Here is a 25,838-nt window from a genome sequence, read left to right as displayed (position 1 = left end):
ACTATATCAAAAAATCAAAGTGATTTTCAAATTTTTTATCCCCAGTAATGGTCCTTCAGTGTGAAAGGTGGATATTACCAACAGTTTGACTGTCATTTTTCTGATACAATTTTCTTGGAAGAAAAACTGAGGAGGAAACTATTTAATGAAAAAAAATTATCTCCTCCTTGTGCTGGTAATAGCAATTACCTTCATCGGAGGAATTATAACAGGGCATTATTTCTCTACTAACAATGAACATTCAAAATCTATGAATATACAAAAAGTAACAAAATCTACTCTTAAACCACAGACAAAGAAATTACCAAATGTGAAAAAAACATCATCAAAAGTACTGATTGGTTATGTTCAGGATTATCGTGATCCAAACATCGTAGATTATTCCAAGTTAACACATGTAATATTCTCATTTGCCCATCCTACAAAGGATGGAGGGTTATTGCTTAATGGCGACACTGCACTTAGTAATCTCCGAGCAACTGTGACGAATGCAAAAAAACATGATACCAAAGTGATGTTAGCCATAGGTGGGTGGTTTCACATTAAAGGCGGCGAATCCTATGATTACTTTAAACCAGCCATTTCTAACCCAACAAGCCGAACAAGGTTAGTTAATGAGCTTACACGAATAGCAGACCGAGAAAAGCTTGATGGGATCGATATCGATTTTGAACATCCTCGCTCAAAAGCAGATGCCCAAAATCTTGCTGCATTTACAAAGGAATTAAGTACTCAGTTACATGCAAAAAATAAGGAACTTTCAATTGCAGTTTATTCCAAAATACATGCACAGACTCTTACAGAAATTGGTTTTGTAGAGTATGAGCCGTCTATGTTTGTAGATGTGGACCACGTCAATATTATGGCTTATGACGGTCAATGGGATGGAGGTTATCATGCAGAAAATCTTTCTCCATTTCCGTTTACTGAAAAGATCGTAACCTATTGGACTCATTTATTCGAAACTTACAAAATACCAACTGAAAAGCTTGTATTAGGTGTACCCCTTTATGCACAGCCTGCAGATCCAAAAATTAAACAGGTTTCATATGGAGCTATAATTAACCAAAACCCAGCAAATGCAAATGGGGATACAGTAAATATGAACGGAACTACCTATTATTATAATGGAGAAGCAACAATGAAAAAGAAAACCAAATTAGCACTAGATTGTAATATGGGTGGCATGATGCTCTGGGAAGCTGGTTTAGATGCACAAGGTGCTCGTAGTGTAACTTCGACCATTTATGATGTGCTAGAGGCTTCCGCTAAGGAACCAGTTAAATATTATTCCGTTAAGAAGAACTAAGATATATAAGCTGAACTCCCTTTTATAGGTGGTTCAGCTTTTTTTATTCATGTAATGAAGGTTTGACACGATTTCGTCATAAAAAATGACATTTGTCGAATAATTTTCCATGTTTTTTGAAGGAATATGTCGGAAAAAGAAGAATGAAATAAAGAGTTAAAAAAGGAGGTAGGAAGATGAAGAAATTATTAACATTATTATTTGGTGGCTTAATCGCATTATCCCTCTTTGTTACTACAGGGAATACGGCAAAAGCGGCGGAAAATGATTGTGGATGTACACCAGTTGTAGGCGCGGAAAAGAATATTATTGTGGCTGACTTAATAAGCAGTCAAAATTTTAAAACAGCAAAAGCAATGCTTACAACCGCTGGGTATTCTTTCAAAGGAGTATCTCTCATCGAGGTAGCTAAAAACAAGGATAAAGAAGATCCTGAGAAAACTGTTACAATTGTTGTTGTTCCTTTTTATACTAGCGATGGACAAGTTATTATTGCCGGATTTGTTAAAGGTGAATTTCAAGGAGCTGTTAATCCAGCAACAAGAGAACCTGTATTATTGCCTCAAGGAAAAGTAATACAAATACAATCAATACTTTCATTCTTTTAAGGTAAAGGGTTCCATTAGTAATGGGACCCTTTATTATTGTTCTAAGAATCTAGACAAAAACTCCTTCATCACTCTAATCAATTCTTGAGGATTTTCATACATACTCATATGCCCAGCGTCTTTTATTATCGTATGGGTAATTTTTGGTTTTGTAACTGAAAAAGTTTTTTCAGCGGGTATAATTTGATCCTGTTCTCCTGCAAGTAAGAGGACAGGTAACTCAGTTTCTTTTAACACATAATTTCTGTCCGGTCTGTCCTTCATGGCTTGCAATGCATGAATGGCACCATTTGATGTAGTTTCATATCCAATCTTTTTTGCCGTTTCAACATAGTTTTTATCATTATGTTCTGGGGCAAAAAGCTTTGGTACTAATCCGTCTATAAGAGAGTGAATTCCCTGTTGCTCCACTTTTTCTACATTGGCAGTCCTGCCCTTTTTTGCCTCATCTGAATCGGGAAATGCCGTAGAATGTACTAAAGAAAATCCATTTAATTGGTTAGCATACTTATCAGCAAAAGCAAGAGTGATATACCCACCTAAGGAATGACCGAACATCGTTACCTTCCCTAATTTTAATTCATCAATCACGGCCTTAATCGATTCTGCGATTTTTTCTATTGTCGTTCCATTTGAAATGCTATCAGATTGCCCGTGGCCGGGTAAATCTGGAGCAATTACTCGATATGTTTTTGACAATTCTGGTAGTACTTCTTCCCAGTAGCGAGAGCTTCCGCAAAATCCGTGAAGAAGAACGATCGGTTGTCCTTCTCCTTCATCGATATATGTAATTGGTGAACCTTCTATCTTTTGATATTTACTTTCCATATCACAGTACCCATCCTTTCCACTAATCATGACTTATATATACCCAATGTTACCATAAAGAAAGCATTGCCATTTTCAAGCAACGCTTCCTTTACAACTAAATAAAACTTATCCAATTTGTTCCTCTGTTTGATCTGTATTCAATAAGGCCCTTTTGCTTGGGATTTGTGTTAAATTTGACCTTTTCAATAAATATTTCATATGTTCAACAGGCATGGATCCATGACCCTTACTATCACCGAGAATGAATTGAATGGTAATTCCGTTATTACTTTTCACGGTCAATGATTCAGCAGAATTAAAGAAACCCTTAATATTTTGCGATATTTGATACTTAGAACCTTCTTCTATATACATGAGTTGTCCCCTTTGTAGAATATTCTCCGTGTTAGTATGCCAAGTAAAAATTTATACATACATAATTTTTCCACAAAATTGTTGAAAAAAAAGAGAGGGACACTCACCCTCTCCATTACATCTATTCTTCTTCATCCATCATTTCATCAAAAGCAGCTGAAACTTTGTCAAATTCTTCATCACTTTCAATCGCAGTAAAATCGCCGTCTTCGTCGACCTTTAAAAAGAAGATATCAATATCCTCTTCCGTTTCTTGACTCACTTCATCTGCAAATGCGACGGCCACATACTCTGAACCTTCTATGGTCATTACTCCTAGAACTTCTACTTCCTGTTCGTCGTTATTCTCATCACTAATCGTAAAAATTTCACCAATTTCGATTTTACTCATAACTGAATTACCCCCTAATATTAAATTTCTACCTTCAAACAGTATTGCATAAAACAATAGAAATTACTCTATGAAAACCTCTGCAACTTTAAAAAATATCCTTTATAATTGACTTATTAAGTTATTTGTTAGGAGAATTAGAATGGATCAAAAAGAATTAGAAGAAAAAATCATAGAAAATTACCGCGGGGAAGAGAAAATGATGATTCTCGTTTTCGCCCAATGGTGTATTAATAACGATCTTAATCCAGAAGAGTTATACATTAAAGCTTATCCAAATCAAGCGGCCAATCCAGCTCTGAGAGAAGCCATTGAATTAACTGTACCAAAGGAAGAAGCAGGTGAAGTGCCTGTCCAAACACTACTAGGTGTATTATCCTTATTTGGTAATGATGACCTGGCTTTCATTGTTACGGAAGAAATCGCAAAAAGAAAATAGAAAACAGCGAAAAAGACACCGGAATATTTAATTCCGGTGTCTCCTTACTTTTTATAGAATCCCTAACATTTTTACCGTCTGAGTAATAATGAATGGCACTAAAATGGCAATTACAGTTGGAATAAGAAATGCCAAGAAGGTCCACTTTTTACTTTTTGTTTCTTTATAAATATTAAGCAAGGTCGTTCCACACGGATAGTGTAAAAGTGAAAATAACATCATATTTAAAGCGGTAAGCCATGTCCACCCATGGTCAAGGAAAATATTTTTTAAATCTGTAAGATTATCAACCTCAGTTAAAGACCCTGTTGATAAATACCCCATTAAAAGGATAGGCAAGACAATCTCATTTGCTGGTAACCCTAGTATAAATGCCATCATAATATACCCGTCAAGCCCAAGCAATTTTCCAAACGGATCTAAAAATTCCACAGCATACATTAAGATACTAGTATCACCAATATAAATATTGGCAAACACCCATGTAAGAATTGCAGCTGGAGCTGCTACTTTTACCGCACGAACCAAAACCGACCACGATTTGGTAAGGGAAGAACGGATGACCGTATCAAATATCTTTGGCCTTCTGTATGGTGGTAGTTCCAACGTATAATGAGTGGGTACTCCCTTTAGTGCAGTTTTTGACAAGACCCATGAGACAAAAAAAGTAACGATGATTCCAAATAATACAATTCCCACGATAACTCCCGTAGTTACTAGAGATTTTAATCCGCCTGTAAAATTAGCAGCCATAAACAAGGAAGCTAAAACAATTAATGTTCCCCAGCGCCCATTACACGGGACGAAATTATTCGTCAAAATGGCAAGCATTCTCTCCCTAGGAGATTCTATAATTCTTGTAGATAATACAGCTGCTGCGTTACAACCAAAACCCATGGCCATTGTTAATGATTGTTTTCCATGTGCTCCAACCCTTTTAAACAATCGATCCATATTAAAGGCAACTCGTGGCAGGTACCCATAATTCTCAAGCAGGGCAAAGGTTGGAAAGAAAATTGCCATTGGCGGCAGCATCACACTGATGACCCATGTGGTTCCTCGATATAATCCGAGGACCAAAATTCCGTGCAGCCATTCGGGAGCATTCATAAACTGAAAGAATGAGGTTAAATATCCCTCAATTGTACCAAACAGCTCTGCTAACATGGATGAAGGGATATTTGCTCCAGCAATTGTTAAATAAAACAGTACTCCTAACATCGTAATCATTATTGGGAATCCGAATATAGGAGAGGTGAAAATCGCATCTAATTTTTCAGTACGGGAATCCTGCTTTGATTTGGTATAGGTAATCCCTTCATTACACAATTTATGGCTGCGATCATAAAGATGTTGGACTATTTCATCTCTTATTTCTGATGTGGACAAACTACGTGCTTCTGCAAATAGCTCTTGAAGACTCATATCCTAAACCCCCTCAGCTACTAATCGTTCACTAATTTCATGGAGCAAGGTCTCATCACCATCTAGTAATCTTAGAGAAACCCAACGCGCAGAAAGTTGGTTTCCAACTAATCCCCGAACTTTTGGCTCAATTTGTTTAATCTTTTCTTCAATCTCATCCGGATAGGTTATTTGTAGAGGATTACATTCAATTACTCCTGTCACAATCCGATCAATAGTATCTAATAGCATCGGGAAGCCTTTTTTATTTCTAGCGGAAATTTTAATCACAGGAACACCGAGCCGGTTCGTCAACAAGCGCTCATTAATATGAATACCTCTCTCCTCCGCGACATCAATCAAATTAATGCAAATGACCACGTTTTTTGTCATCTCTAATACTTGTAATGCCAAATTGAAATTTCGTTCTAATGAGGTCGCGTCTAGGACAACAAGCGTAACATCAGGTTTTTCAAAAACAATATAATTTCGTGCTACCTCTTCATCTGTCGAGTTTGAAAAAAGCGAATACGTACCTGGTAGGTCAATTAGATGAAACGTTTTGTCTTTATGCTGAACACTGCCTTGTGCAAGTGATACTGTTTTGCCTGCCCAGTTCCCCGTATGCTGCCGAAGTCCTGTCAGTGCATTAAATAATGTGCTTTTGCCAGTGTTCGGATTACCTGCTAAAGCTATTCGATATTCATTCCCCATAGGATATCAGCTCCCCCTCAATTTTGGAACTTTCCTCTTTCCTTAACGCAATAGTTGTTTGACTTACACGAAAAGCAATAGGGTCTCCTAAAGGACTTTTACGAACAACTTCTACCAAGGCCCCTGTTACGAAACCTAAATCTAACAATCTTCTTCTCATCACACCATCTAAATTTAAAGAAGTAATTTTTATTAGATTTCCTTTTTCACCGTGAACTAATTTTATTGATTTAGGTTTGCCCATCTCTCTTTCCCCTCACTTAAAGTTTTTACCTCGTGCAACTTTTGTTTAATTATATGAGATAACTCCCCCATTTGTCACCTATTTTACAAAAAATAAGCTGCCCATTTTTAGGCAGCTTATCAATCCAGCTAATTTATATGATAGTAAATTCTTTCCAATCCTGTGGCAGGAGATTCTGATATTTGCTTTCTAAGAATCGATCATCGATTAGAACAATAGTCCCCTGGTCCTTTTCCGAACGAATTAATCTCCCGCCTGCTTGCAATACTTTATTCATTCCGGGATATACGTAGGCATAATCATATCCATTCTTTTTCGTCATATTAAAGTGTTCCTTAATTAGATTTCGTTCCAAACATAATTGTGGTAGTCCCACTCCAACGATAACTACACCGTGTAATCGTTCGCCGATTAAATCGACTCCCTCTGAAAAAACACCTCCAAGGACAGCAAAACCTAGCAGTGTTTTTTCTGATTGCGGTTGAAACATCGCTAATAAGGACTCTCTCTCTGCTTCAGACATCCCTGGATCCTGAAGAATTGTTTCCGTCTCACTGTTAACTTCCATAAAGCCTTCATAAATAGTTCGTAAATATTCATATGAGGGTAAAAAACACAAATAGTTACCAGGGCTCTTTTTTACCAATGCATGTAAAACCTTAACAATTGATTCTTTTGTACGTTCTCTGTCGCGATAGCGAGTGGACAATGGTTTTATAAAAATGTCCAGTTGTTCCTTTGAAAAAGGAGAGGGAATAGTAAGGTTATAATCTTCCCCATTCCCTCCCAAGACTTCTTTATAATAAGGTAACGGGGATAAGGTGGCAGAAAAAAATACCTTTGCACGAAACCCCTTTCCCATATGCGAAAGAACCTTAGAGGGATCTATGCAAAATAGTTTAATGGATAGATCATTTCTATTTTTCTCAGCAAAAATAAGATAATGGTCATCAATCAGTTCAATCACCTTCATGAATTGATTAACTTTGAAATAGGCTTCCAAAAGATTAAAAGTATCATTCTTTAACAAAAAAACTTCTGCCTTATGTAAAAAATCATGGAGCAGATTTGTAAATGTTTCATCTAAACCCTGCAAGATCTCTTCATTTTTCTTTGCCATTTTCTTTTTCTGTGATAGAAACCAGGAATTTAGCCTGCTTGCAGCATCTGAAACTTCATTGTCGATTCCCTTTAATTCTTTTTTAAGTTGAAGAAAAATATCTTTGTTTATTGATGCTGAAAACATTTCCCTTCCACGTTCAACCAAATTATGTGCCTCATCAATCAGTAACACAGAAGTTTTCTTTTGGTCCTCTATTAAACGTTTTAAGGAAACCCGTGGGTCAAAGATATAATTGTAATCACAAATAACTGCATCCACCGCATACGAAAGGTCTAAAGAAAATTCGAAGGGACAAATGGTATGCTTACGGGCATAGGATTCGATCACCTCACGTGTTAAACTGTTTTCATTTCCTAATATATCAACTATGGCTCCGTTAATCCGGTCATAGTAGCCGTTAGCGAATTCACAGTAATCCTTTTGGCATTTAGTCTCTTCTTTAAAACAAACTTTTTCCTTAGCTGTTATCGTGACCGTTTTCATACATAGGCCAGCGGAGGCCATTTTTTCAAATGCTTCTTCCGCCGTTGTTCGAGTAATGGTTTTGGCTGTAAGATAAAAAATACGCGTTAGATGTTCTTCTCCAATCGCTTTCACTGCTGGAAAGAGGGTGGAAATCGTCTTCCCAATTCCAGTAGGAGCCTTAGCAAATAGATTTTTCTCATCTACGATTGTTTTATAAACTGCACCTGCTAATTTTCTTTGTCCCTCGCGGTAGGTTTCAAAGGGGAAAGAAAGATCTAATATACTTTTATTTCGCTTCCTTTGGTGATCGCACAACCATTTTGCAAAAGGAGCATAGCTTTCAAACATAGTTAAAACAAATGCTTCAAGGTCTGCAAAATGACAAGTTGTTTTAAGCTGTTTTTTTGCAAGTGTTTCTACATGAACATAGGTAAGCTGGACCGAAATTTCAGATAGTTGATGGTCACACATATATATATAAGCATACATTTTTGCCTGCGCCCAGTGGACAGGATACCCATCATTTCTTATTTGTTCCAGCGGTTGATTTGTAGACTTAATTTCATCAATCGTCACTTTGTCATCCTGAAAAAGAAGTCCATCACAGCGGCCATCAATAAGGAAGGTTAAGTCTTTATAGTGAATTTCCGAACGGAGGTATACTTCTTTTTGATCTCCCTTCTGATAGGTTTTTTGAATTTTTTGATGAATTCTTGTCCCATCTATAAGGGACGATTGGGAGCGGAATCTGTTATCAATGCTACCAGAACGATATACATGTTCAACAAGGGATCTAACGGATATTTGAATAAGGTTGGTCACTTAATCACCAGCTAACTGTAATAAGAATGTATGTTTGTATTTTTAGTATAACAAAATTGAATAAAAACAAAAACAAGTAAGGGCAACTTGACCCTTACTTTGTTTGTATTTATAGCGTTCTGACAATTATATTCGAATTTGCCCTGTCCCGCGCACGATAGATTTTGTTGTTGTGATTGCCTTTAACCCCATTGGTCCTCTGGCATGAAGCTTTTGGGTACTGATACCAATTTCCGCTCCATAGCCGAATTGCTCACCATCTGTAAAACGGGTTGAAGCATTGTGGTATAACACAGCAGCATCTACTGCTTTAAAAAACAGGCTTACATTTTCATGATTATCACTAATGATAGCTTCTGAATGCTTTGTACCATACCGATCAATATGTTCGATCGCATCTACTATATCGCTCACCACTTTAATCGATAAAATCGGTGCTAAAAATTCAGTATGCCAATCCTCTTCAGAAGCCTCTTGAACAAACGGATATTGGGAGGATAACGTTTCATCTCCTCTGAGTTCAACTCCTCGATCATACAGCGCTCTTAAAAGGTCCGATTTATATGGCCAGTCTTTGTGTATTAGCACTGTTTCTGCAGCATTACATACAGAAGGCCGATGTAATTTAGCATTCATAACGATTTCAATAGCCATGTTTTCATCTGCGGATTCATCAATGAACACATGGCAATTGCCCACTCCAGTTTCAAGTACTGGAACCGTTGCATTTTGGATAACGGATTGAATCAATCCTGCACCACCACGTGGAATAAGAACATCCAAGTATTGGTTTAGCTTAAACATTTCAGAAGCTGTTTCACGGCTTGTATCTTCTAAAAGTTGAACCACGTCCTTTGAAATGGTCGTTCCTTCAAGAGCATCTTGCATAACATGTACAAGTGCTTTATTGGAATGGATGGCGGTAGAGCTACCTCTTAATAAAACTGCATTTCCAGCTTTTAAACAAAGACTTGCCGCATCGACTGTAACATTTGGTCTTGCTTCATAAACCATCCCAATAACCCCAAGTGGAACTCGAATGGTTTCAATACGAATGCCATTTGGACGTTCCCACGACTCTATTGTCTCACCAACTGGGTCCTCCAAATGAATTAATTGAAGAACTCCGTCGACGATCTGTTCCAATCTCTCATTTGTTAATAAGAGTCGATCTAACAAAGAGTCGGATAGTCCTTTTTCCTTTCCTTCGATAATGTCTTTTGCATTTTCACTGAGAATCCATTCTTTGTGTGATTGTAAATGACTTGCCATTTTGGCTAATGCTTCATTCTTTTCTAAAGATGAAAGCATCCCTAATTTTTTCGAAGCTGCTTTTAATAGACGGGCTTTTTCTACTAACTCACTCATTCTCCAACTCACTCCTTTGGTATAATAACCCAATTATCTCGATGGATCACTTCTACTTTTTTATTAATGGAATACCCTTTAGATTGTTCACCTGATAAACCTTTTACCTTTAAAAGATTTTGAGAGGAATAGAAAATTTGACCCTTACCGATGACGTTACCTTTTTGGTTTCTAACCATGACTACATCTAAGGCATTAAATTCACCGATAACATTGGTAACGCCAACAGGCAATAAGCTCTTCCCATGAAAAACAATGGCCCTTTCTGCCCCTTCATCAATCTCAATCACACCGCCAACTTGAGAATGATACGCAATCCATTGCTTTTTCATTTGCATTTGGGTTTGGAAGGGTCCGCCAATATACGTCCCGTCTCCTTTACCTGCTAAAATATCGACCAATTTCTCCTCTCCGTTACCAGTGCCAACAAAAACGCTAACTCCAAGGGATAATGCTTTTTTTGCAGCTTGTAGTTTGGACTTCATTCCACCAGTGCCAACGGTAGAACCACTTTCTCCTGCTACTGATAAAAGTTGTTCTGAGATTTCTGGAATAAAATGATATTTTTTTGCCTCTTTAGTTACTTTTGGATTGCCATCATAGAGACCGTTAATATCCGTTAAAATAATTAATGCATTTGCATGGAGAAAACCACTTACGAGTGCTGACAATAAGTCGTTGTCACCGAAGGTTAATTCCTCAATCGACACGGAATCATTTTCATTAATGATTGGTAAGACTCCTCTTTGTAGAAGTTCTGACATAGTTGAATATAAGTTCTGAAAGCGTACCTGACTGTAAAAATCTTCACGAGTTAATAATATTTGTGCAGGAATGATACGAAACTCTTTAAATAGTTGAATATAATGCTGCATTAAAAGACCTTGCCCAACAGCAGCGGCAGCTTGTTTCCCAGCTGTGCTCTTAGGACGTGTGGGATATCCAAGTGACCCAAATCCTGCAGCCACAGCACCGGAAGAAATGAGAATGACCTCATGTCCCTGCTCTTTAAGAAAGGCCAGTGCCTTCACGTGATCGCGCATTTTCTCTTCAGAAATATGACCAGAGGCACTTGTTAGTGAGCTACTCCCGATCTTCACTACCACCAGTTGTTTTCTCATCTGTCTTCGGACCTTTCTCTTTTAAAATAAAATAAAAAAACGACTCTGCTGTCCCTCATAAAAGGACGGAAGAATCGTTTCCGCGGTACCACCTTTATTGATGCATAGTATGTAACCTGCATCCACTTGAACCTGTAACGTAGGAGTACGACTTATGTTTACATAAGCAGCAACTATCGGGCAGGTTCAAACATTTTTCCGTGAGAAACCTTTCAGCCAGTGGGTTTCACTCTCTACCACATTCCAATGATTTACTAGTCCCTAACCATTTTTCGATTTTTCAATTTATTTGATTATCCATAGAAATTAGTAAATTGTCAAGAAACAATTTTCTAAGTTTAAGAAGGATATAGAGGATGGGATTGTTTATATCTTAATATTCACATAGAAATTTAGGGGCCCGAATAAGATAATAAGAAAAAAGGTTGAATCAGTATTCAGAAAAGGAGGTTGTTCGATGGAAAATCACAGCCGCAAACGTTTATGGGGATATGCTGCAATTGGTATGTTAACAACAGTCGTAGTTCTGGCTTTTGCAAGACTATCTTATGGAGTGATTCTTCCCTTTATGCGTCAGGGGCTTCATTTAACATATAAGGAAGCGGGTTATCTTGGTACAACCACTTCTTTAGGATACTTAAGCACGATCATCTTTGCTGGGATTCTTGCTTCAAGATGGGGCGGTAAACGGACGATTTTACTTGGAATTTCGCTTGTTACACTTGGATTGGCAGGACTAACGTTTACTTCCTCATATCTTACAACCTTTTTATTTATGCTTTTATTAGGTATTGGAACGTCCTTCACCTATACCCCTTTCATATCTTTACTTGTTGCGTGGTTTCCCCAAAAGAAGGGATTTGTCATTGGTTTGACAACAAGTGGAGCAGGAATTGGCATTCTTTTTGCAGGTATAATTGTTCCATACCTAAGCAGTGTCCATTCAGCAGTAGGTTGGAGGATCGCATGGGGTGTATTTGCTTTTATTGGGTTAGTTGTTATCTTACTTACTTTACTATTTATAAAAAATCCTCCTGTAGAATTTCTTTCAGAACAAAGCAACAAAACAGAATCACCAAGAGAAATCTATAAAAATCCAAAAGTGATCAACGTTGGTTTAATTTATGGAATTGTAGGAATTACCTATATTGTTCAGATGATTTTTATTATGAGCTTTATGATTGAATCAGGCATTAATATCAAATTTGCAGGGCAACTAATGGCGATTAATGGCATTTTATCCATTTTTAGCGGACCAATATGGGGATTTATTTCTGATAAAATCGGAAGGAGAACGTCTCTCATTTTGACTATGGCACTAACCTTATTTTCTATGGTCCTGCCTATTTTCTTTCCCACAGTCCTAGGCTTTACCATCCATATCATTATTTTAAGCAGTACGTCTACTGGATTATTTACGTTAACGCAGGCTTCAAGTATGGATCATGTACGACCAGAAGCTATGCCTTTAGCTTTTAGTTACGTTACATTTTATTTTGCGGTTGGTCAATTTATTGGTCCTACCATCGCAGGTTGGTTGATCGAGGATTTGGGAGGCTTCAAAAGTGCTTTTTTATTTTCTTCTCTGTGTTTGGTTATCGGGCTATTTCTAACGTTTAAGGTAAGAAATTCTGATCAACATGTTTTTCGGAACTCAAATATTCCGGGTGAATTATCTGAACGAGTGACACAGTAAAATTGTATTCGCGAATAAACTTATTATATTCGCGAATACCCATTAAGATTTCGCGAATATAAAGCAATAATTCGCGAATTAACTGTCAAAATTCGATAATATGTTTACTCTTTTATTAAAAACTGCCCTAAAAAATACTCAGATACTCTCTCGGAGTCTAGTCTTACCGCAATATAAGGCGGTTGTACTCCCTGCAATCCTTCTAATGGCATTCCTAACCATAAAAATCGGTTATCAATAATAACAAACGGAAACGTCAAACTCTCTTCCACTCTTTCAGTAGGTAAAAGCTCCGGCCAATCTTCACTGGAAAGTACTGTTAGACCTACATACTGAGGACGATTATTTAGTTTTTCCTTCCATTCATTTGTAAGCGCCGTTTGTGATGGTAAAGAGATGACGATCGATGACCGAGCGTTGTCTATATCCTGAAAAATCCGGTCAAGCTTTCTCCCATGCATCCAATGTAATTGTGGGTGTTGATTTCGAATCCATTTTCCGATATTCATCGTACCAACCCGTTGCTTCTGCGATTCCTGATGTTCCACTAACTGCCTCAGTGTTTTTCCTTTATATATATGTTTACGAATAAATGAACGATTGCTTACATGGATAAACTTTCCCTTTGTTCTAGTGATGGCTACGTTTATCAATCGTTCACTATCTTTTCCTGTAAGAAGCATACCTGCACGTGTTTGCGGTTCGCTGTCAACAGTGTCAAAGATCATAACATCACGCTCACTGCCTTGAAATCGATGGACGGTAGCTGCAATTAGATCCGCAGTTAGCCGCTCTTTTTCATAAATATCAGCTAATAACAAATCCATCAGTTGAGCTTGTGCTCGGTATGGAGTTACATAACCTATAGAATGTATACCAGCCTGATAGGATTCATGAATTATTTGAAAAGACAATAACACTTGCCAAGGATTCATCCGAGAATGCGAAGTCCGCTCCATCATACAATGACCGCCTGTATAGCTGGTATCAATGAGAATAGCTGCACGACCTGGAAATGGGGCTGACTCAACAATATTTTTCCTGCTAACGTAAACACTCTCATGGTCGCCAACGAGTGAATTGTAAATACACTGATTTGTAAAAGCTGATATGTCTGGATGCATTCTCCTCTGTTCTTTTAATAAAAATAGATGGGGATGCATTTTCCCCTCATTTACCCATTCGACGACACCAGCACGATGAAAGATGTCCTCCTTCAGCCACTTAGTTACTAAAGAATCCCGAGAAGAGGCAATCGGAGGTAATTGTTTAAAATCACCGCAAATAATAACTCGTTTCCCTAATGAAGCTGCAAAGGCAGCCTGTGGTACATAAGACATACTGGCTTCGTCTAAGATAACAACGTCAAATTCTTTTTCATAAATCGCTGCATCGGAAGCAGCTTTTGCTAGTGTAGAGCCGACTATAAATGCCTCTTTTAAGAATTCGATTTCTTTTTGCCGAATTTTTTCTAGTACTCGGGCAATCTTTGTCTCTAACTCTAACAGCTGATTAGTGTCTCTCAGACTAAAAGAGCGAGCCAAATCCTGCTTTAACTTCCTTCTTTCCTCTAGCAGTATGTCCTTATCTTCCACTAGCTGAGGATCCTGATGCTGAAGTAGCTTACTTGTAGTGATTGCTTCTTCTGAGGCAAGGAGTTCTCCGGTATTTAATCCATAGCGGAGTAATTCTCCCTCACGGAAACGGTTTTTCCTTTTTAAAAAAGCAGTAACTTCACTTATTAGGACATCTACCGCTTGGTTACTATGTGACAAAATCAATACCCGTTTATCCTGAAAATATTTATTGGCTGCTACACGTGCTAAAGTATAGGTTTTCCCTGTTCCTGGAGGTCCCCATACAAAGGTTACGGGATTATATTTTGATCTTAGTACTAACTCGTGTACATTACTTTTAATCTTTTCTAAAGGATGCTTCGCTGGCATAGACGGTTCCATCAATTTTTTGACACGAAGACGTTTCTGTTTACTTTTTTTTATCTCATCCAATCGTTGAATGAGATGTTCAAGTAACTCCCACGGATCATGGAATAGTGAAGCTTCTGGTATTAAATCACCAAATGTTTGCTCTAAGGATAGCATTACGCCTCTTCCTTCTGAAGAAAGCACACGTCCACTTTGTTTCATACTCCCCCATTCGATTCTAATAGATGAACCTACTGGGATACGTAATACACTTTGTGTATCAAAGTAATATGTATACATACCTTCAGTTGATAAGAGTCTCCCATTTGTCACGAGAAATTTATTACTCCCGTATTTTTTTAAGTAATTTATTTCATTTTGCAGTGCCTGCTGCCATTCCTTAATAATTGTTACTGTATTTTTCATTTATCTCTTCCTTTAACATTTACCTACTATAAAGAATAGTCTATATATGACTTTAATACAAAAGAAGAAATTTTTTGTTTTTTTAAAGGAGGAGAACCCCATGAGTAAATTAGATTATTTAGAGATTACTCGCAATTTTAAGAGCTATTATCAGACTCTTCGTGATGCTAATTATTATCTTCATAGTGATTCAGATGTAGATAATGATAAATTAAAAACAACCTCTATCGTACTATCTAAATTAATCCTTGGATTTATTCGGACAGATGGAACAAGCTTCAGAGAAATGCAAAGCGACCAATATGAAAAAGACTTTCAAATTTTTTATAATGATTTCCTTAGTGTAATTCAGAATAGTGGTGAAAATAATGTTGATTTTGATCATTTCACTTCATTAATCGATGAAATAATTGGGATTGCAATAAAGAGAAGGAATGCATTAGAGAAAATCCAAAAAGAAAAGCTTGGTATTTCTGAAGAAAACGAAGACGAATTAGAAGAGTTTGAAAATCAGCTTCCTGACAGTACTGAACAAGCCATTAAAGCTGAGGTTGAAGAAGCTATGATTGGGGATGAAAAAGTCAATACTATTAATAAAAGTAATAGTGTTACAGTTGAAGAAGAGATAAATCTTACAGAAGATGTACTAGGTTCTGATGATGTTGAGGATATAATAGACCCTTTTAGTAATCAAGATTCTGATGATAGTTATGGAAAGTATGACGGCTTAAATGGAAATATAGATGAAAGTGATGATAATTACCGCTTTAGACCAAAAAGGAAAAGATTTAGATAATACATGAAAAAAAGACCAATATTGGTCTTTTTTTTTGAATTAGATTGAGACATCTCCAATGGAGAATGAGCAATTCAAAACATCAGATATTTTGGCTAAAGTAGAAATTTGTACATCCAGCTCGCCATCTTCAATTGCAGTTATAAGATCAACATCTAGACCAGATAAAGAGGCAAGTGTTTCTATTTCAAGTTCTCGGTTTACTCTAATTTTCTTTAGTTGATGTCCAATATTGTTCATGATAAACACCCCTCATATTATGTAAGCGATTACATTTTGTATTTATTATTATAGTGAACTATCTAAAAATTTTCAATACTTTTTAGGTAATAGAGGAATAAAAAGTTGAGAGACAAAGAGTCGCCTCTCAACTTTATTTTTGAACATGACAACGTTCATATATCAATACGGAATTAGTAACCAGTGCCCTGCCCGCCAGTTATAATTGCGATACTTGAGCTTGCACCAATTCTAGTAGCTCCAGCTTGAATTAGTTTTCTAGCTGTATCTAAATCTCTAACACACGCAGATGCTTTCACACCCAGGTCAGGACCTACAGCCTCACGCATGAGTTTGATGTCTTCAGCTGTAGCACATCCAGGACCAAAACCAGTTGATGTTTTAACGAAATCCGCACCAGCCATTTTTGCAAGAATACATGCTTTTTTCTTTTCTTCAATTTCAAGAAGACCTGTTTCAATAATTACCTTAACAGGTGCATGACCCTTTGCAGCTAGAACCACACCTTCAATGTCCTTTTTCACTGTTTCAAAATCACCAGATTTAAGCGCACCAATATTGATGACCATGTCAATTTCAGTAGCTCCATTTGCGATCGCGTCACGAGTTTCTGCAATTTTCACAAATGTACTGGTTGCTCCTAATGGAAAGCCAACCACTGTTGTAATCCCAACAGTAGAGCCTTTAAGCTCTTGTGCCGCAGTTGAAACCCAATACGGATTTACACAGACAGTAGCAAATTTATGTTCTCTTGCTTCTTCACAAAGCTTAACAATTTGCTCTTTTGATGCTTCTGGCTTTAAAAGTGTATGGTCGATCATTCTAGCGACAGAAGGACCAGTAATAATATTAGATGAAGAACCTTCTTTATATGTCACGTTTCCAGAAGTAACAGGCTTCACTTCTTTTAACTCTTGTTTATTCGTCAATTGCTGCATAATTTGATTTGTTATTTGTTCAACCAATGCTTCTATTTGCATCGTGCTCACCTCACATTAATGTAATCGATCAACGATACCGGCAATGACTGCATCAAAAGACCCTTTTGGATCTTCTAAAATGTCTCTTGCCGATCCACCCTCTTCTAGTATCAACACATAATCTCCCACCCCTGCCTGAAAGCGATCAAACGCAATCATTGCATCTCCGCATTCTTTGCCTGATGCGTCAACAGGGATGACAACCATGAGTTTTTTGTTTTGATGACTGGGTGTTTTAATCGTTGAAACGACATTCCCAACGACTTTTGCTAATTTCATTATTTTGCTACAGGAAGAATTTTCTCGATATCTGAGTGTGGTCTTGGGATAACATGAACAGATAAGAATTCACCAACACGTTGCGCTGCATCAGCACCTGCTTCAGTTGCCGCTTTTACTGCACCAACATCACCACGAACCATTACACATACTAAACCTCCGCCAACATTTACTTTTCCAAGTAAAGTTACGTTTGCTGCTTTTGTCATTGCGTCTGCTGCTTCAATAGCTCCTACTAAACCTTTAGTTTCGATCATTCCTAATGCGTTGCTCATTTATATTTCCTCCATTCATTTAGTCACATTATAGTAGTCGATAATTCCCAATATCCCCGCATCTGACGGGACCAAATCTTTGTTAAGCGGTAAGGAAGACTCTCTACTTTTTGCTAAGTAAACAAGATCTCCTTCTCCTGATTGTCCAATCGTATCTATAGCCACAAGTGGTTTGCCTTTGTCATTCAATTGATCATCTACCGGTTGAACAATCAGAAGCTTTAAACCTATTAAGTTTTCATTTTTATGTGAACAAACCATGTTACCAATTACTTTGGCTACAAACATGTTAAAACCTGCTTTCTAAAATTTCTTAAAGGTCTATTTCGAAGGCTCTATTAAACTTGTCTGTTGATCTCCGCTCCAGGCACTTCGCTTTCCGTGGGTGTTTCCGGCGAGCCTCCTCGGCGAAAAGCGCCTGCGGGGTCTCCCCTGAACCATACTCCCACAGGAGTCTTCGTGCCTTCCGCTCCAATTAACAGGGTATAACAACTAAAAATGTTATTTAACAAGGCCATTTCGAATATTTAACGCCCTAAGAAACGGCTTTCTATTTCCATAATCTTGGTTACTCGACGGTCGTGACGTCCGCCAGCAAAGTCTGTTTCTAACCATGTTTTGACTAATTGCTTGGCAAGGCCCTCGCCAATAAATTGACCACCTATGGATAGCACATTTGCATTATTATGCTCACGGCTGTTAATCACAGATGATAAATCCCAGCAAACTGCACCGCGTACACCTGGTATTTTATTTAATACCATTCCGCTGCCCACTCCTACTCCATCGATCATAATTCCTACATATTGATCATTAGTAGCAACAGTTTCACCAACAAGGAAGGCAATGTCTGGGTAATCTACTGATTCATTAGCCTTACAACCAAAATCTAAATATTCGTAGCCTAATTCAGTTAAGTAGGCTTTCAACTTTTCTTTTAGTTCGTATCCACCATGGTCGCATCCGATTGCAACTTTTTTCATTGATTTTGATCTCCTTTGGCAAATACATTGATAATTGCATCAAATGACTTTGCATTTAGGCTAGCGCCACCGACCAGTACGCCATCAATATCTGGCATAGCACTGTATTCAGCAGCGTTACTTTCATTTGCAGACCCACCATACAAAATCGATATACCTTCTGCTTTATCTCCGATTAATTTTGTTAAAACGGACCGAATATAAGCATGTGTTTGCTGTGCTAGTTCAGCCGTAGCAGACTGACCTGTCCCAATCGCCCAAACCGGTTCATAAGCTAGAATGAAATTATGTGAATCGATTTCTTTCAATGCACCAATAAGTTGTGTAGATAACACATGTTCTGTCTGCATTGAATTCTTTTCTTCTAGGGTTTCTCCGATGCAGATGATAGGGGTAATCCCAGCCTGAATAGCTAGACTAGCCTTTTTATTAATTAGTTGATCATCTTCACCAGCATATTGTCTTCTTTCGGAATGCCCGATGATACAATAATCACATCCAACATCCTTTAACATATTAATGGATGTTTCTCCGGTGTAAGCACCTTTTTCAGCCCAGTGTACGTTCTGACCACCCAACCCAATCGGCTTTCCAGATTGTTTGATAAAAAGATGGGCAGGATACAGTAGCTGTGTCGGAGGACAAACAACAACAGAAACGTCCTTACTGCTATTGATTTGTTGGAAAAACTCAGCAGTCTCAGCTAGATTTTTGTTCATCTTCCAATTGGCGATAACGTAGGTTTGACGATCCCTTTGAGATTGTAGACCACCTAGAGTCTGGCCAATTACATCTCTGACCAGATTTTTTATATAGTTTTCAATGGATTGTTCCATTCTAATGCCCCTTATTCAGCCTTTGGTAGAATTCCTTCAACATCACCGTTTGGACGTGGAATGACATGTACAGATAATAATGATCCTACACGCTGAGCTGCTTCTGCACCCGCTTCAGTTGCCGCTTTTACAGCACCAACATCTCCGCGAACCATAACAGTTACAAGACCTGCACCTACTAATTCTCTTCCTACTAATGTTACGTTTGCAGCTTTAACCATTGCATCTGCTGCCTCAATTGCTCCTACTAAACCTTTTGTTTCAATCATTCCTAATGCTTCCTGACCCATTTTATTTCCTCCTCTAGTAACCTCTAATTTTTGTTTTTCTTGTTTTTTTGCTTTCTCTTCCTGTGAAGTGACTGTTTTTTCTTCTTTTGCTTTAGCCAATGACTAACACCTCACTATATAATTCTAAATCCATCTACTAAAACGCAGCGGCGCTGACGTGTAAATGTCTTTGCACTTGTTAATCCTTCGCCTGTTGGACCGGCAATTGTCAGTGTAGTGAATCCTTCACTTTCAAAGCCTAATCCAGCAACAGAAGGGCCATTTTTAACAAAAATCGTCGCTTGAATTTCTTGCGCCATCTTTGTTAGGTTGGTTACATTTTGTGAATGCATAATTGCAGTATGTCGATTTCCTTTTTCAGCAATAACAGCTAATTCTATGGCTGTCTCAACATCAGGAACTCTAACAATCGGTAATACCGGCATTAACATTTCTGTCATTACTAATGGATGATCCTTACTTGTTTCCGCAATAATAAGCTTCACTGTTGGGCTTACTTGGATGCCTGCAGCTTGTAAAATGACAGAAGCATCTTTTCCAATAAAATCTCTGTTTGGATAAAACTTATCGTTTTTCTTCACCATGACTGTTTCAAGAAGTTTTTCAAATTGGAACCCTTTAAGCTCTACAGCCCCATTCTTCACCATTTCTGCTTTAAGAGCATTAGCCACCTTGTCAACAACGAAAACTTCTTTTTCTGCAGTACATAAAACATTGTTATCAAAGCTTGCACCCTTAACAATATCTGCTGCTGCTTTCGAAATAATGGCTGTCTCATCCACAACAACTGGTGGATTTCCTGGTCCTGCTGCAATTACCTTTTTTCCTACAGCCATCGCTGCTTTTACAACTGGCCCTCCACCTGTAACTACAAGTGCATTAACCTTCGGATGGTTCATGACTTGTGCGGACGTTTCTAAGTTAGGAGATGCCACAGATGTTAAAGTATTTTCAGGCCCGCCCGCTTCTACAATCGCTTGGTTCAATAGCTTCAGGGTTTTAATAGAAACACGTTTTGCACTTGGATGTGGATTGTAAACAACAGTATTCCCTGCTGCAATTAATGAAATAGAATTGTTAATCACTGTTGCTGCCGGGTTGGTAGATGGTGTAATTGAACCAAATACTCCGATTGGTGCATATTCTACCAGTGTCAATCCATCATCACCCGAATAAGCAGTACTTACAAGGTCTTCCACACCAGGTGTCTTATTTGTTGCTAAAAGAATCTTTGCAACTTTATCATCGACTCTACCCAGCTTCGTTTCTTCAACTGCAAGCTGTGCAAGTTCACTGACATGCTTACGGCTAGTTTCTCTCATGTTTTCTATTATTTGTCTTCTAGTTGATAATGGCAGTTTGCGAAGCTTTTCCCATGCAACTCTTGCTGCATCGACTGCCTCGTCGACAGTAGCAAACACACCATCACCTAAGCTAATATCATTTTGAGATGCAACAGGTGCAGCAGCAGTTTGGTTTTGGCCTAATTGCATCAGCACTTGTTCAACCATCTTTTTGATATCGGTTTCATTTACTTGCAAAATTAATTACCTCCTTTATTAAAGGTTAATGACCCTTGTATTTCAATTTGATCGACAATCCCAACAATTGCCGCATCAACCGGGACACCGTTTGTAATCTCTGTTTGTCTTGCTGAACTACCGCTGACAAGCAATACCACTTCTCCTACACCAGATCCAACAGTATCAATGGCAACAAGCGGTTTCCCGTCTTCTTCGATACTCTTCATATCAAGTGGTTGTACAATAAGAAGTTTCTTCCCTGTAAGCTTTTCTGCTTTAGTGGTGGATACAATGGAACCAACTACCTTACAAATAATCATTGTGTCCCTCCTTTCAAGCGTTTGACTTCGCAATGATAATGTTTAATTCTTTCGCTGCATCCTTTGCTGAAGGAGTGATTCTACTCTTATGCGGAACATTCAGTTCTTTTAATCCAGCCTGGAAGGCTTTCTCCACATGCTTTGCTAGAATTAGAGTCTGCTTTTCTTCAGTAGCGGTAACTTGGTCCTCGACCGTTTGAATGAGTTTATTTAGCGGTACCCATTTCACTTGGTCTGTCTGGATTTGTCTTATATAGTTCTGCAAGCGTTCCTGAACTGTATGTGGAGCATGGATTTGTTGATACACATTTGGTTCAACTCCATTGTTTGCAATCACAACAGGCTTACCTAGTAATTGATATTGAATAGCCAACCATACTGATAGTTCATCATCCATTGTCAATGCAAGTTTTGATAACAACCGGTAGGAAGCAGCTGGAACAACCAGTACAGCTGTTTCTTCGATAATCTTTGTCAATTCTTGTTGTGTAGCTTCTTCTAATAAAACAACTGGTCGGTTACTTAATGAGGGGGTAGAACGAACCCACTCTTTTGATAAGATGAGTTTCACGTCGTAAAAATCTAGAAGCGGGGTAATCGCTTCCAAAACATCTGACGGTTGTTGAGATTCATAACCTAATAAAATAGAAATTGGCTTTTTATCATTTTCTAACACTTTTTCTTTTAAATAAGCTTCGACCACTTGCTGAACTAGTAATTTAATCTGGGATTGGATATCCACCAGCATCAGCCTCCACCCACTTGCATTTGACTTTCAATGGCTACAATCTCACCAATTTGACCATTTTTGATATTTGCTGCATTTGCTTCATCAATATCAATATGCATTTCAAGTTTGTATTTCGGTGAAATTCGAATTAGAACATTGGAAAAAACAATCCCTCGTTCACCTTCGACTTTTACTTGAACACGGTCTCCGTCTGAAACACCAAACGCTTCTCCATCACTAGTATGCATATGTATATGGCGTGCGGCACAAATCAGGCCTTCATTAATCGTGACCTGACCTCGAGGTCCTTGAATTGTGATAGATTCAGACCCCTTAATATCTCCGGAGTTTCGGATTGGAGGTTTGACACCAAGTGTAAAGCCATCAAATAAAGATACTTCTACTTGTGTATTTCCCCTCGCTGGGCCTAGAACGCGAACATTCGGAATCTTCCCCTTTGGACCGATTAGTGTAACAGTTTCCTTTGCAGCAAATTGATTAGGCTGAGATAAATCTTTCAGTTTATTTAATTCATAGCCTTTTCCAAACAATCGGTCCACGTGTTCGGGTGAGAGATGAATATGTCGGTTCGAAGCTGCAATCGGTACTTGTTTCGATTGTTGGAGTTGAGCTCTGACAATCTCTTCAACTAGTACTCTTATTTTCTCTTTATCCATTCTGATTATCACCTCCCATATCGAGTAAAGCTTTGGCAGTATATTGGTCGGTTATGAGTACATTGGCATGTCTGCCCTTAAGGGCGCCATATATCCCATCAATTTTTGAATTTCCACCTGCAATAAGAATTCCATACTCTTTTTCCGCTAAATGGGAGAGTTCAATCCCGATCGTTCGATCATTTAAAGCCTCATGGCTTATGCGCCCTTCAATATCAATAAACCTAGAGCATATATCCCCAACCGTTTTATTCGATTTCAGAATTTCAACGTCATTGTCTAAAAAGTAGCCCGCATGCATCAAAGTAGAATGTTCGCTTGGTTCGCCAACCGTAAAAATCGTAATATTTGCCTGTCGCCCTAGTTCTAGTATCTTCTTTACATGTCTGTCAGCAATAATTGCCTGTTTGACAACAATATGATCTACAACAGCGGGTACTGGCAAAAAATGTGGTGTGGTGTGAAAGGCATTGGCAATACCATTGATGATCTCTGATGCATATGTATTTGACTCCGAGTAACTCACCCCACCATTTAGCTGAACAACAGTAACATCCTTCACATTCTTAGGTTGCAGATTTTTCACTAGTTGAAAAAGGGTTGTTCCCCATGTAATTCCGATGGTATCTCCACTTTGGACGATGCCATATAAGTAATCCGCCGAAACTTCTCCAAGCTTTTCTTTAATAAGTTCATCCTCGTATTCAGGGATAGGAGCAACAATACAGTGCTTTAACTGAAAAAGCTCCTTTACCTGCGATGCAAGTTCTTGAACATCTTCAGCAGGATCACATATTTTTATATGAACAACACCTTCCTCGACGGCTTGCATCAAAAGTCTGGAGACGGTGGGGCGGGAAATGCCTAACTTTTTCGCAATTTCTTGTTGACTATAGTCTAATTGATAATACATTTTAGCTACTTCAACAAGGCGCGAAATCTTTTCATCCGCCATAAATTCATTCACCTTATCTTTAATGTTATTAAAATTCTAAACTCCCAATCTTTTCAAACAAGTAAACGGTTACATCATTGTGTTTAAATAAAGAATGCATGACTTCTAAATGCATTCTAATGAAATTATGTAAATCTTGGATGAACATTTGCTAATTTCATTATAACCGATGCAAGGTTTCTGTCAATCACTCTTTCGGAGTATTTCGACATTTTTTTAATTTCATACAACTCTTTCAGTAGTATTTCACTATTTTGTCGATTTTGTGACCTTGTACAGCATGAAAAAAAGAACACTCGCCAATTACAATTTGTAAGCTGACGAGTGTTCTTTTCCACATCATTTATTAAAGTTTATTAAGAGCCTCAGTAAGTGTTTTAGTGATATATTGTAGATCCTTCTGTTCAATATTCAATGGCGGCGCTAGAGTTAATACATTATTATACCCAGCTACAGTAGCTCCATTTTTACCGATGATTACACCTTGTTCTTTACAGGCGGCAATCACTTTGTTAACTAGGTCCGCTTCTAAAGGCGCTTTAGTATTTTTGTCACTCACTAATTCTATTCCTATCAATAACCCTTTACCACGAACATTTCCTACAAATGGATGATCCTGTAATAAATTCGTAAGATCGTTTAACAACTGCGCTCCTAAATCCCTTGAACGATCAAATAGTTTTTCTTTTTCCATAATTTCAAGGTTTTTCAATGCAAGTGCACAGGCCGCTGGATTTCCACCGAAGGTATTTACATGACGGAAGTAATCATATTCTTCCGTCCCTTTAAATGCTTCGTAAATTTCTTTTCGAACGGCAGTAGCTGAAAGAGGTAAATAGGCGCTGGTAATTCCTTTTGCCATTGTTATGATATCAGGCTTTACATCGTAATTCATAAAACCAAATGGCTTCCCTGTGCGTCCAAATCCACAAATAACCTCATCTACAATCAATAAGGCACCGTGTTTTTCACATACCTCTTTTGCTGCCTTCATATAACCATCTGGTGGAACAAGTACGCCTCCTCCAGTAATAATGGGTTCCATAATCATTGCAGCAATCGTTTCACTAAGTTCCCATGTCATGGTACGATCTATCTCTTTCACAGAGGAAAGTTCTCTTGGATCTGTCACATTTATTTCATCACGGTAGGAGTCCGGTGGTGAGACATGGACAAATCCAGGTGCAAGCGGTTCATATTTGTATTTTCTTTGCGCCTGCCCAGTTGCTGCCAAAGCTCCCATTGAATTTCCGTGATAGGCACGATAGCGCGAAACAATTTTATAGCGATTATGCTCCCCCTTTTGTTGGTGGTATTGGCGGACGATTTTAAAGGCTGTCTCATTCGCTTCCGAACCGCTATTTGAGAAAAAGATGACATATTCATCTCCAAGTAATTCATTCAACTTTTCTGCTAATTTAATAGCTGGTACGTGGCTTTGCGAAAGTGGAAAATAAGCCATTTCTTTTAATTGCTCATAGGCTGCCTCAGCCAATTCAGTTCTACCGTACCCAACATTCACACACCACAACCCTGCCATTGCATCTAAATATCTCTTGCCATCCGCATCTGTTACCCATGAACCTTCTGCTTTTGTCGCAACAATCGTTGCCTTTGGGTTATATGGCTTCATCGAATGCCAAACATACTTATCGTCTTGCTCTAATAAATTCTCATTCGTCCGACTTGTTTGAACCATTCTTCTCCCTCCCTA

General features: G+C 38.1%; 29 protein-coding genes and 1 other annotated feature. Of the genes, 5 read left to right on the top strand and 24 right to left on the bottom strand.

Annotation, left to right across the window (positions count from 1 at the left end; all coding sequences use genetic code 11):
* The first annotated feature begins 145 nt into the window (after nt 1-145).
* Both QE429_RS13615 and QE429_RS13610 read left to right on the top strand, forming a co-directional pair.
* Nucleotides 146-1,309, top strand: a complete 1,164-nt coding sequence (locus QE429_RS13615) for a glycosyl hydrolase family 18 protein (RefSeq protein WP_307287624.1) — start codon at nt 146-148, stop codon at nt 1,307-1,309.
* A 176-nt stretch (nt 1,310-1,485) separates the two neighbouring features.
* On the top strand, nt 1,486-1,917 hold the full coding sequence (locus QE429_RS13610) for a hypothetical protein (RefSeq protein WP_307287623.1): 432 nt from the start codon (nt 1,486-1,488) through the stop codon (nt 1,915-1,917).
* Between the two features lie 33 nt (nt 1,918-1,950).
* Here the strand turns inward: QE429_RS13610 and QE429_RS13605 are convergent, their stop codons facing one another.
* The 3 genes from QE429_RS13605 to QE429_RS13595 all read right to left on the bottom strand — a co-directional run bounded on the left by QE429_RS13605 (nt 1,951) and on the right by QE429_RS13595 (nt 3,493).
* Complete coding sequence (locus tag QE429_RS13605; protein ID WP_307287622.1) at nt 1,951-2,745, bottom strand: alpha/beta fold hydrolase; 795 nt, start codon at nt 2,743-2,745, stop codon at nt 1,951-1,953.
* A 108-nt stretch (nt 2,746-2,853) separates the two neighbouring features.
* Nucleotides 2,854-3,102, bottom strand: a complete 249-nt coding sequence (locus tag QE429_RS13600) for a hypothetical protein (protein WP_307287620.1) — start codon at nt 3,100-3,102, stop codon at nt 2,854-2,856.
* A gap of 121 nt (nt 3,103-3,223) precedes the next feature.
* Nucleotides 3,224-3,493, bottom strand: coding sequence for a DUF1292 domain-containing protein (locus QE429_RS13595; RefSeq protein WP_307287619.1), 270 nt, complete (start codon nt 3,491-3,493; stop codon nt 3,224-3,226).
* 142 nt (nt 3,494-3,635) lie between these two features.
* Between QE429_RS13595 and QE429_RS13590 the strand changes: the two genes are divergently transcribed.
* Nucleotides 3,636-3,932, top strand: a complete 297-nt coding sequence (locus tag QE429_RS13590; RefSeq protein WP_307287618.1) for a hypothetical protein — start codon at nt 3,636-3,638, stop codon at nt 3,930-3,932.
* 51 nt (nt 3,933-3,983) lie between these two features.
* On the opposite strand, the gene QE429_RS13585 is transcribed toward QE429_RS13590, so the two are convergent.
* The 6 genes from QE429_RS13585 to proB all read right to left on the bottom strand — a co-directional run bounded on the left by QE429_RS13585 (nt 3,984) and on the right by proB (nt 11,193).
* Complete coding sequence (locus QE429_RS13585) at nt 3,984-5,357, bottom strand: nucleoside recognition domain-containing protein (protein WP_307287616.1); 1,374 nt, start codon at nt 5,355-5,357, stop codon at nt 3,984-3,986.
* 3 nt (nt 5,358-5,360) lie between these two features.
* Entirely contained in the window at nt 5,361-6,050 is a 690-nt protein-coding gene (locus tag QE429_RS13580; protein WP_307287614.1) for a FeoB small GTPase domain-containing protein, read from the bottom strand.
* Nucleotides 6,040-6,294 (bottom strand): FeoA family protein, encoded by a 255-nt coding sequence (locus QE429_RS13575; RefSeq protein ID WP_307287611.1) that lies wholly within the window; start codon nt 6,292-6,294, stop codon nt 6,040-6,042. The genes QE429_RS13580 and QE429_RS13575 overlap by 11 nt, the downstream gene beginning before the upstream one ends.
* Before the next feature lie 133 nt (nt 6,295-6,427).
* Nucleotides 6,428-8,704: an ATP-dependent DNA helicase gene (locus QE429_RS13570; protein WP_307287610.1), complete on the bottom strand. Its 2,277-nt coding sequence runs from the start codon at nt 8,702-8,704 to the stop codon at nt 6,428-6,430.
* Nucleotides 8,705-8,830: 126 nt separating this feature from the next.
* Nucleotides 8,831-10,072 (bottom strand): glutamate-5-semialdehyde dehydrogenase, encoded by a 1,242-nt coding sequence (locus tag QE429_RS13565; RefSeq protein ID WP_307287608.1) that lies wholly within the window; start codon nt 10,070-10,072, stop codon nt 8,831-8,833.
* A gap of 8 nt (nt 10,073-10,080) precedes the next feature.
* Nucleotides 10,081-11,193: a glutamate 5-kinase gene (proB, locus tag QE429_RS13560; RefSeq protein ID WP_307287606.1), complete on the bottom strand. Its 1,113-nt coding sequence runs from the start codon at nt 11,191-11,193 to the stop codon at nt 10,081-10,083.
* Between the two features lie 58 nt (nt 11,194-11,251).
* Nucleotides 11,252-11,468: a binding site (T-box leader), on the bottom strand.
* A 182-nt stretch (nt 11,469-11,650) separates the two neighbouring features.
* Here proB and QE429_RS13555 point away from each other — a divergent pair.
* A complete protein-coding gene (locus QE429_RS13555; RefSeq protein ID WP_307287605.1) occupies nt 11,651-12,889 on the top strand; it encodes an MFS transporter in 1,239 nt (412 codons plus the stop codon).
* 104 nt (nt 12,890-12,993) lie between these two features.
* Here QE429_RS13555 and QE429_RS13550 read toward each other — a convergent pair whose 3' ends face one another.
* On the bottom strand, nt 12,994-15,240 hold the full coding sequence (locus tag QE429_RS13550) for an AAA domain-containing protein (RefSeq protein WP_307287603.1): 2,247 nt from the start codon (nt 15,238-15,240) through the stop codon (nt 12,994-12,996).
* Nucleotides 15,241-15,340: 100 nt separating this feature from the next.
* Between QE429_RS13550 and QE429_RS13545 the strand changes: the two genes are divergently transcribed.
* On the top strand, nt 15,341-16,036 hold the full coding sequence (locus QE429_RS13545; RefSeq protein WP_307287602.1) for a hypothetical protein: 696 nt from the start codon (nt 15,341-15,343) through the stop codon (nt 16,034-16,036).
* A gap of 39 nt (nt 16,037-16,075) precedes the next feature.
* Here QE429_RS13545 and QE429_RS13540 read toward each other — a convergent pair whose 3' ends face one another.
* The 14 genes from QE429_RS13540 to QE429_RS13475 form a co-directional block, all read right to left on the bottom strand.
* Nucleotides 16,076-16,276, bottom strand: a complete 201-nt coding sequence (locus QE429_RS13540; RefSeq protein ID WP_307287601.1) for a helix-turn-helix domain-containing protein — start codon at nt 16,274-16,276, stop codon at nt 16,076-16,078.
* 173 nt (nt 16,277-16,449) lie between these two features.
* Nucleotides 16,450-17,097, bottom strand: a complete 648-nt coding sequence (gene deoC, locus QE429_RS13535; protein WP_307290812.1) for a deoxyribose-phosphate aldolase — start codon at nt 17,095-17,097, stop codon at nt 16,450-16,452.
* A gap of 174 nt (nt 17,098-17,271) precedes the next feature.
* Nucleotides 17,272-17,535, bottom strand: coding sequence for a EutN/CcmL family microcompartment protein (locus QE429_RS13530; protein ID WP_307287599.1), 264 nt, complete (start codon nt 17,533-17,535; stop codon nt 17,272-17,274).
* A complete protein-coding gene (locus QE429_RS13525; RefSeq protein WP_026567441.1) occupies nt 17,535-17,810 on the bottom strand; it encodes a BMC domain-containing protein in 276 nt (91 codons plus the stop codon). Before QE429_RS13525 ends, QE429_RS13530 begins: the two co-directional genes overlap by 1 nt.
* Before the next feature lie 15 nt (nt 17,811-17,825).
* Nucleotides 17,826-18,098: a EutN/CcmL family microcompartment protein gene (locus QE429_RS13520; RefSeq protein ID WP_307287597.1), complete on the bottom strand. Its 273-nt coding sequence runs from the start codon at nt 18,096-18,098 to the stop codon at nt 17,826-17,828.
* A gap of 239 nt (nt 18,099-18,337) precedes the next feature.
* The gene (gene rpiB, locus QE429_RS13515) at nt 18,338-18,793 is read right to left on the bottom strand and encodes a ribose 5-phosphate isomerase B (protein WP_307287595.1); all 456 of its coding nucleotides are present in this window, start codon (nt 18,791-18,793) and stop codon (nt 18,338-18,340) included.
* A complete protein-coding gene (tpiA, locus tag QE429_RS13510; protein WP_307287594.1) occupies nt 18,790-19,629 on the bottom strand; it encodes a triose-phosphate isomerase in 840 nt (279 codons plus the stop codon). The genes rpiB and tpiA overlap by 4 nt, the downstream gene beginning before the upstream one ends.
* 11 nt (nt 19,630-19,640) lie before the next feature.
* A complete protein-coding gene (locus QE429_RS13505; protein ID WP_307290811.1) occupies nt 19,641-19,919 on the bottom strand; it encodes a BMC domain-containing protein in 279 nt (92 codons plus the stop codon).
* A 113-nt stretch (nt 19,920-20,032) separates the two neighbouring features.
* Nucleotides 20,033-21,460, bottom strand: coding sequence for an aldehyde dehydrogenase family protein (locus QE429_RS13500; protein WP_307287592.1), 1,428 nt, complete (start codon nt 21,458-21,460; stop codon nt 20,033-20,035).
* A gap of 2 nt (nt 21,461-21,462) precedes the next feature.
* Complete coding sequence (locus tag QE429_RS13495) at nt 21,463-21,762, bottom strand: EutN/CcmL family microcompartment protein (protein ID WP_307287590.1); 300 nt, start codon at nt 21,760-21,762, stop codon at nt 21,463-21,465.
* A 13-nt stretch (nt 21,763-21,775) separates the two neighbouring features.
* Nucleotides 21,776-22,510 carry a hypothetical protein gene (locus QE429_RS13490; RefSeq protein WP_307287588.1) on the bottom strand — a complete coding sequence of 245 codons (735 nt, stop codon included), beginning with the start codon at nt 22,508-22,510 and terminating at the stop codon, nt 21,776-21,778.
* Nucleotides 22,510-23,169: a phosphate propanoyltransferase gene (gene pduL, locus QE429_RS13485; protein WP_307287586.1), complete on the bottom strand. Its 660-nt coding sequence runs from the start codon at nt 23,167-23,169 to the stop codon at nt 22,510-22,512. Before pduL ends, QE429_RS13490 begins: the two co-directional genes overlap by 1 nt.
* The gene (locus QE429_RS13480) at nt 23,162-24,124 is read right to left on the bottom strand and encodes a DNA-binding transcriptional repressor DeoR (protein WP_307287585.1); all 963 of its coding nucleotides are present in this window, start codon (nt 24,122-24,124) and stop codon (nt 23,162-23,164) included. The genes pduL and QE429_RS13480 overlap by 8 nt, the downstream gene beginning before the upstream one ends.
* A 346-nt stretch (nt 24,125-24,470) precedes the next feature.
* Nucleotides 24,471-25,823 carry an aspartate aminotransferase family protein gene (locus tag QE429_RS13475; protein ID WP_307287583.1) on the bottom strand — a complete coding sequence of 451 codons (1,353 nt, stop codon included), beginning with the start codon at nt 25,821-25,823 and terminating at the stop codon, nt 24,471-24,473.
* Nucleotides 25,824-25,838 lie beyond the last annotated feature (15 nt).

This window comes from Bacillus sp. SORGH_AS_0510, from assembly GCF_030818775.1.
Taxonomy (GTDB): domain Bacteria; phylum Bacillota; class Bacilli; order Bacillales; family Cytobacillaceae; genus Neobacillus.
Note: the sequence above shows the minus strand (reverse complement) of the source record. Positions and strands in the feature narration are given on the sequence as shown.

Coding starts and splice junctions, on each gene's coding strand:
- QE429_RS13565 (WP_307287608.1), bottom strand. CDS start 10,072: ATGAGTGAGTTAGTAGAAAAAGCCCGTCTATTAAAAGCAGCTTCGAAA.
- QE429_RS13580 (WP_307287614.1), bottom strand. CDS start 6,050: ATGGGGAATGAATATCGAATAGCTTTAGCAGGTAATCCGAACACTGGC.
- rpiB (WP_307287595.1), bottom strand. CDS start 18,793: ATGAAAAAAGTTGCAATCGGATGCGACCATGGTGGATACGAACTAAAA.
- QE429_RS13600 (WP_307287620.1), bottom strand. CDS start 3,102: ATGTATATAGAAGAAGGTTCTAAGTATCAAATATCGCAAAATATTAAG.
- QE429_RS13610 (WP_307287623.1), top strand. CDS start 1,486: ATGAAGAAATTATTAACATTATTATTTGGTGGCTTAATCGCATTATCC.
- QE429_RS13595 (WP_307287619.1), bottom strand. CDS start 3,493: ATGAGTAAAATCGAAATTGGTGAAATTTTTACGATTAGTGATGAGAAT.
- QE429_RS13525 (WP_026567441.1), bottom strand. CDS start 17,810: ATGAGCAACGCATTAGGAATGATCGAAACTAAAGGTTTAGTAGGAGCT.
- QE429_RS13555 (WP_307287605.1), top strand. CDS start 11,651: ATGGAAAATCACAGCCGCAAACGTTTATGGGGATATGCTGCAATTGGT.
- QE429_RS13590 (WP_307287618.1), top strand. CDS start 3,636: ATGGATCAAAAAGAATTAGAAGAAAAAATCATAGAAAATTACCGCGGG.
- QE429_RS13505 (WP_307290811.1), bottom strand. CDS start 19,919: ATGGGTCAGGAAGCATTAGGAATGATTGAAACAAAAGGTTTAGTAGGA.
- QE429_RS13545 (WP_307287602.1), top strand. CDS start 15,341: ATGAGTAAATTAGATTATTTAGAGATTACTCGCAATTTTAAGAGCTAT.
- QE429_RS13475 (WP_307287583.1), bottom strand. CDS start 25,823: ATGGTTCAAACAAGTCGGACGAATGAGAATTTATTAGAGCAAGACGAT.
- QE429_RS13615 (WP_307287624.1), top strand. CDS start 146: ATGAAAAAAAATTATCTCCTCCTTGTGCTGGTAATAGCAATTACCTTC.
- QE429_RS13585 (WP_307287616.1), bottom strand. CDS start 5,357: ATGAGTCTTCAAGAGCTATTTGCAGAAGCACGTAGTTTGTCCACATCA.
- tpiA (WP_307287594.1), bottom strand. CDS start 19,629: ATGGAACAATCCATTGAAAACTATATAAAAAATCTGGTCAGAGATGTA.
- QE429_RS13495 (WP_307287590.1), bottom strand. CDS start 21,762: ATGATTATTTGTAAGGTAGTTGGTTCCATTGTATCCACCACTAAAGCA.
- pduL (WP_307287586.1), bottom strand. CDS start 23,169: ATGGATAAAGAGAAAATAAGAGTACTAGTTGAAGAGATTGTCAGAGCT.
- QE429_RS13490 (WP_307287588.1), bottom strand. CDS start 22,510: ATGCTGGTGGATATCCAATCCCAGATTAAATTACTAGTTCAGCAAGTG.
- QE429_RS13520 (WP_307287597.1), bottom strand. CDS start 18,098: ATGTTTGTAGCCAAAGTAATTGGTAACATGGTTTGTTCACATAAAAAT.
- proB (WP_307287606.1), bottom strand. CDS start 11,193: ATGAGAAAACAACTGGTGGTAGTGAAGATCGGGAGTAGCTCACTAACA.
- QE429_RS13540 (WP_307287601.1), bottom strand. CDS start 16,276: ATGAACAATATTGGACATCAACTAAAGAAAATTAGAGTAAACCGAGAA.
- deoC (WP_307290812.1), bottom strand. CDS start 17,097: ATGATCGACCATACACTTTTAAAGCCAGAAGCATCAAAAGAGCAAATT.
- QE429_RS13480 (WP_307287585.1), bottom strand. CDS start 24,124: ATGGCGGATGAAAAGATTTCGCGCCTTGTTGAAGTAGCTAAAATGTAT.
- QE429_RS13575 (WP_307287611.1), bottom strand. CDS start 6,294: ATGGGCAAACCTAAATCAATAAAATTAGTTCACGGTGAAAAAGGAAAT.
- QE429_RS13550 (WP_307287603.1), bottom strand. CDS start 15,240: ATGAAAAATACAGTAACAATTATTAAGGAATGGCAGCAGGCACTGCAA.
- QE429_RS13530 (WP_307287599.1), bottom strand. CDS start 17,535: ATGAAATTAGCAAAAGTCGTTGGGAATGTCGTTTCAACGATTAAAACA.
- QE429_RS13605 (WP_307287622.1), bottom strand. CDS start 2,745: ATGGAAAGTAAATATCAAAAGATAGAAGGTTCACCAATTACATATATC.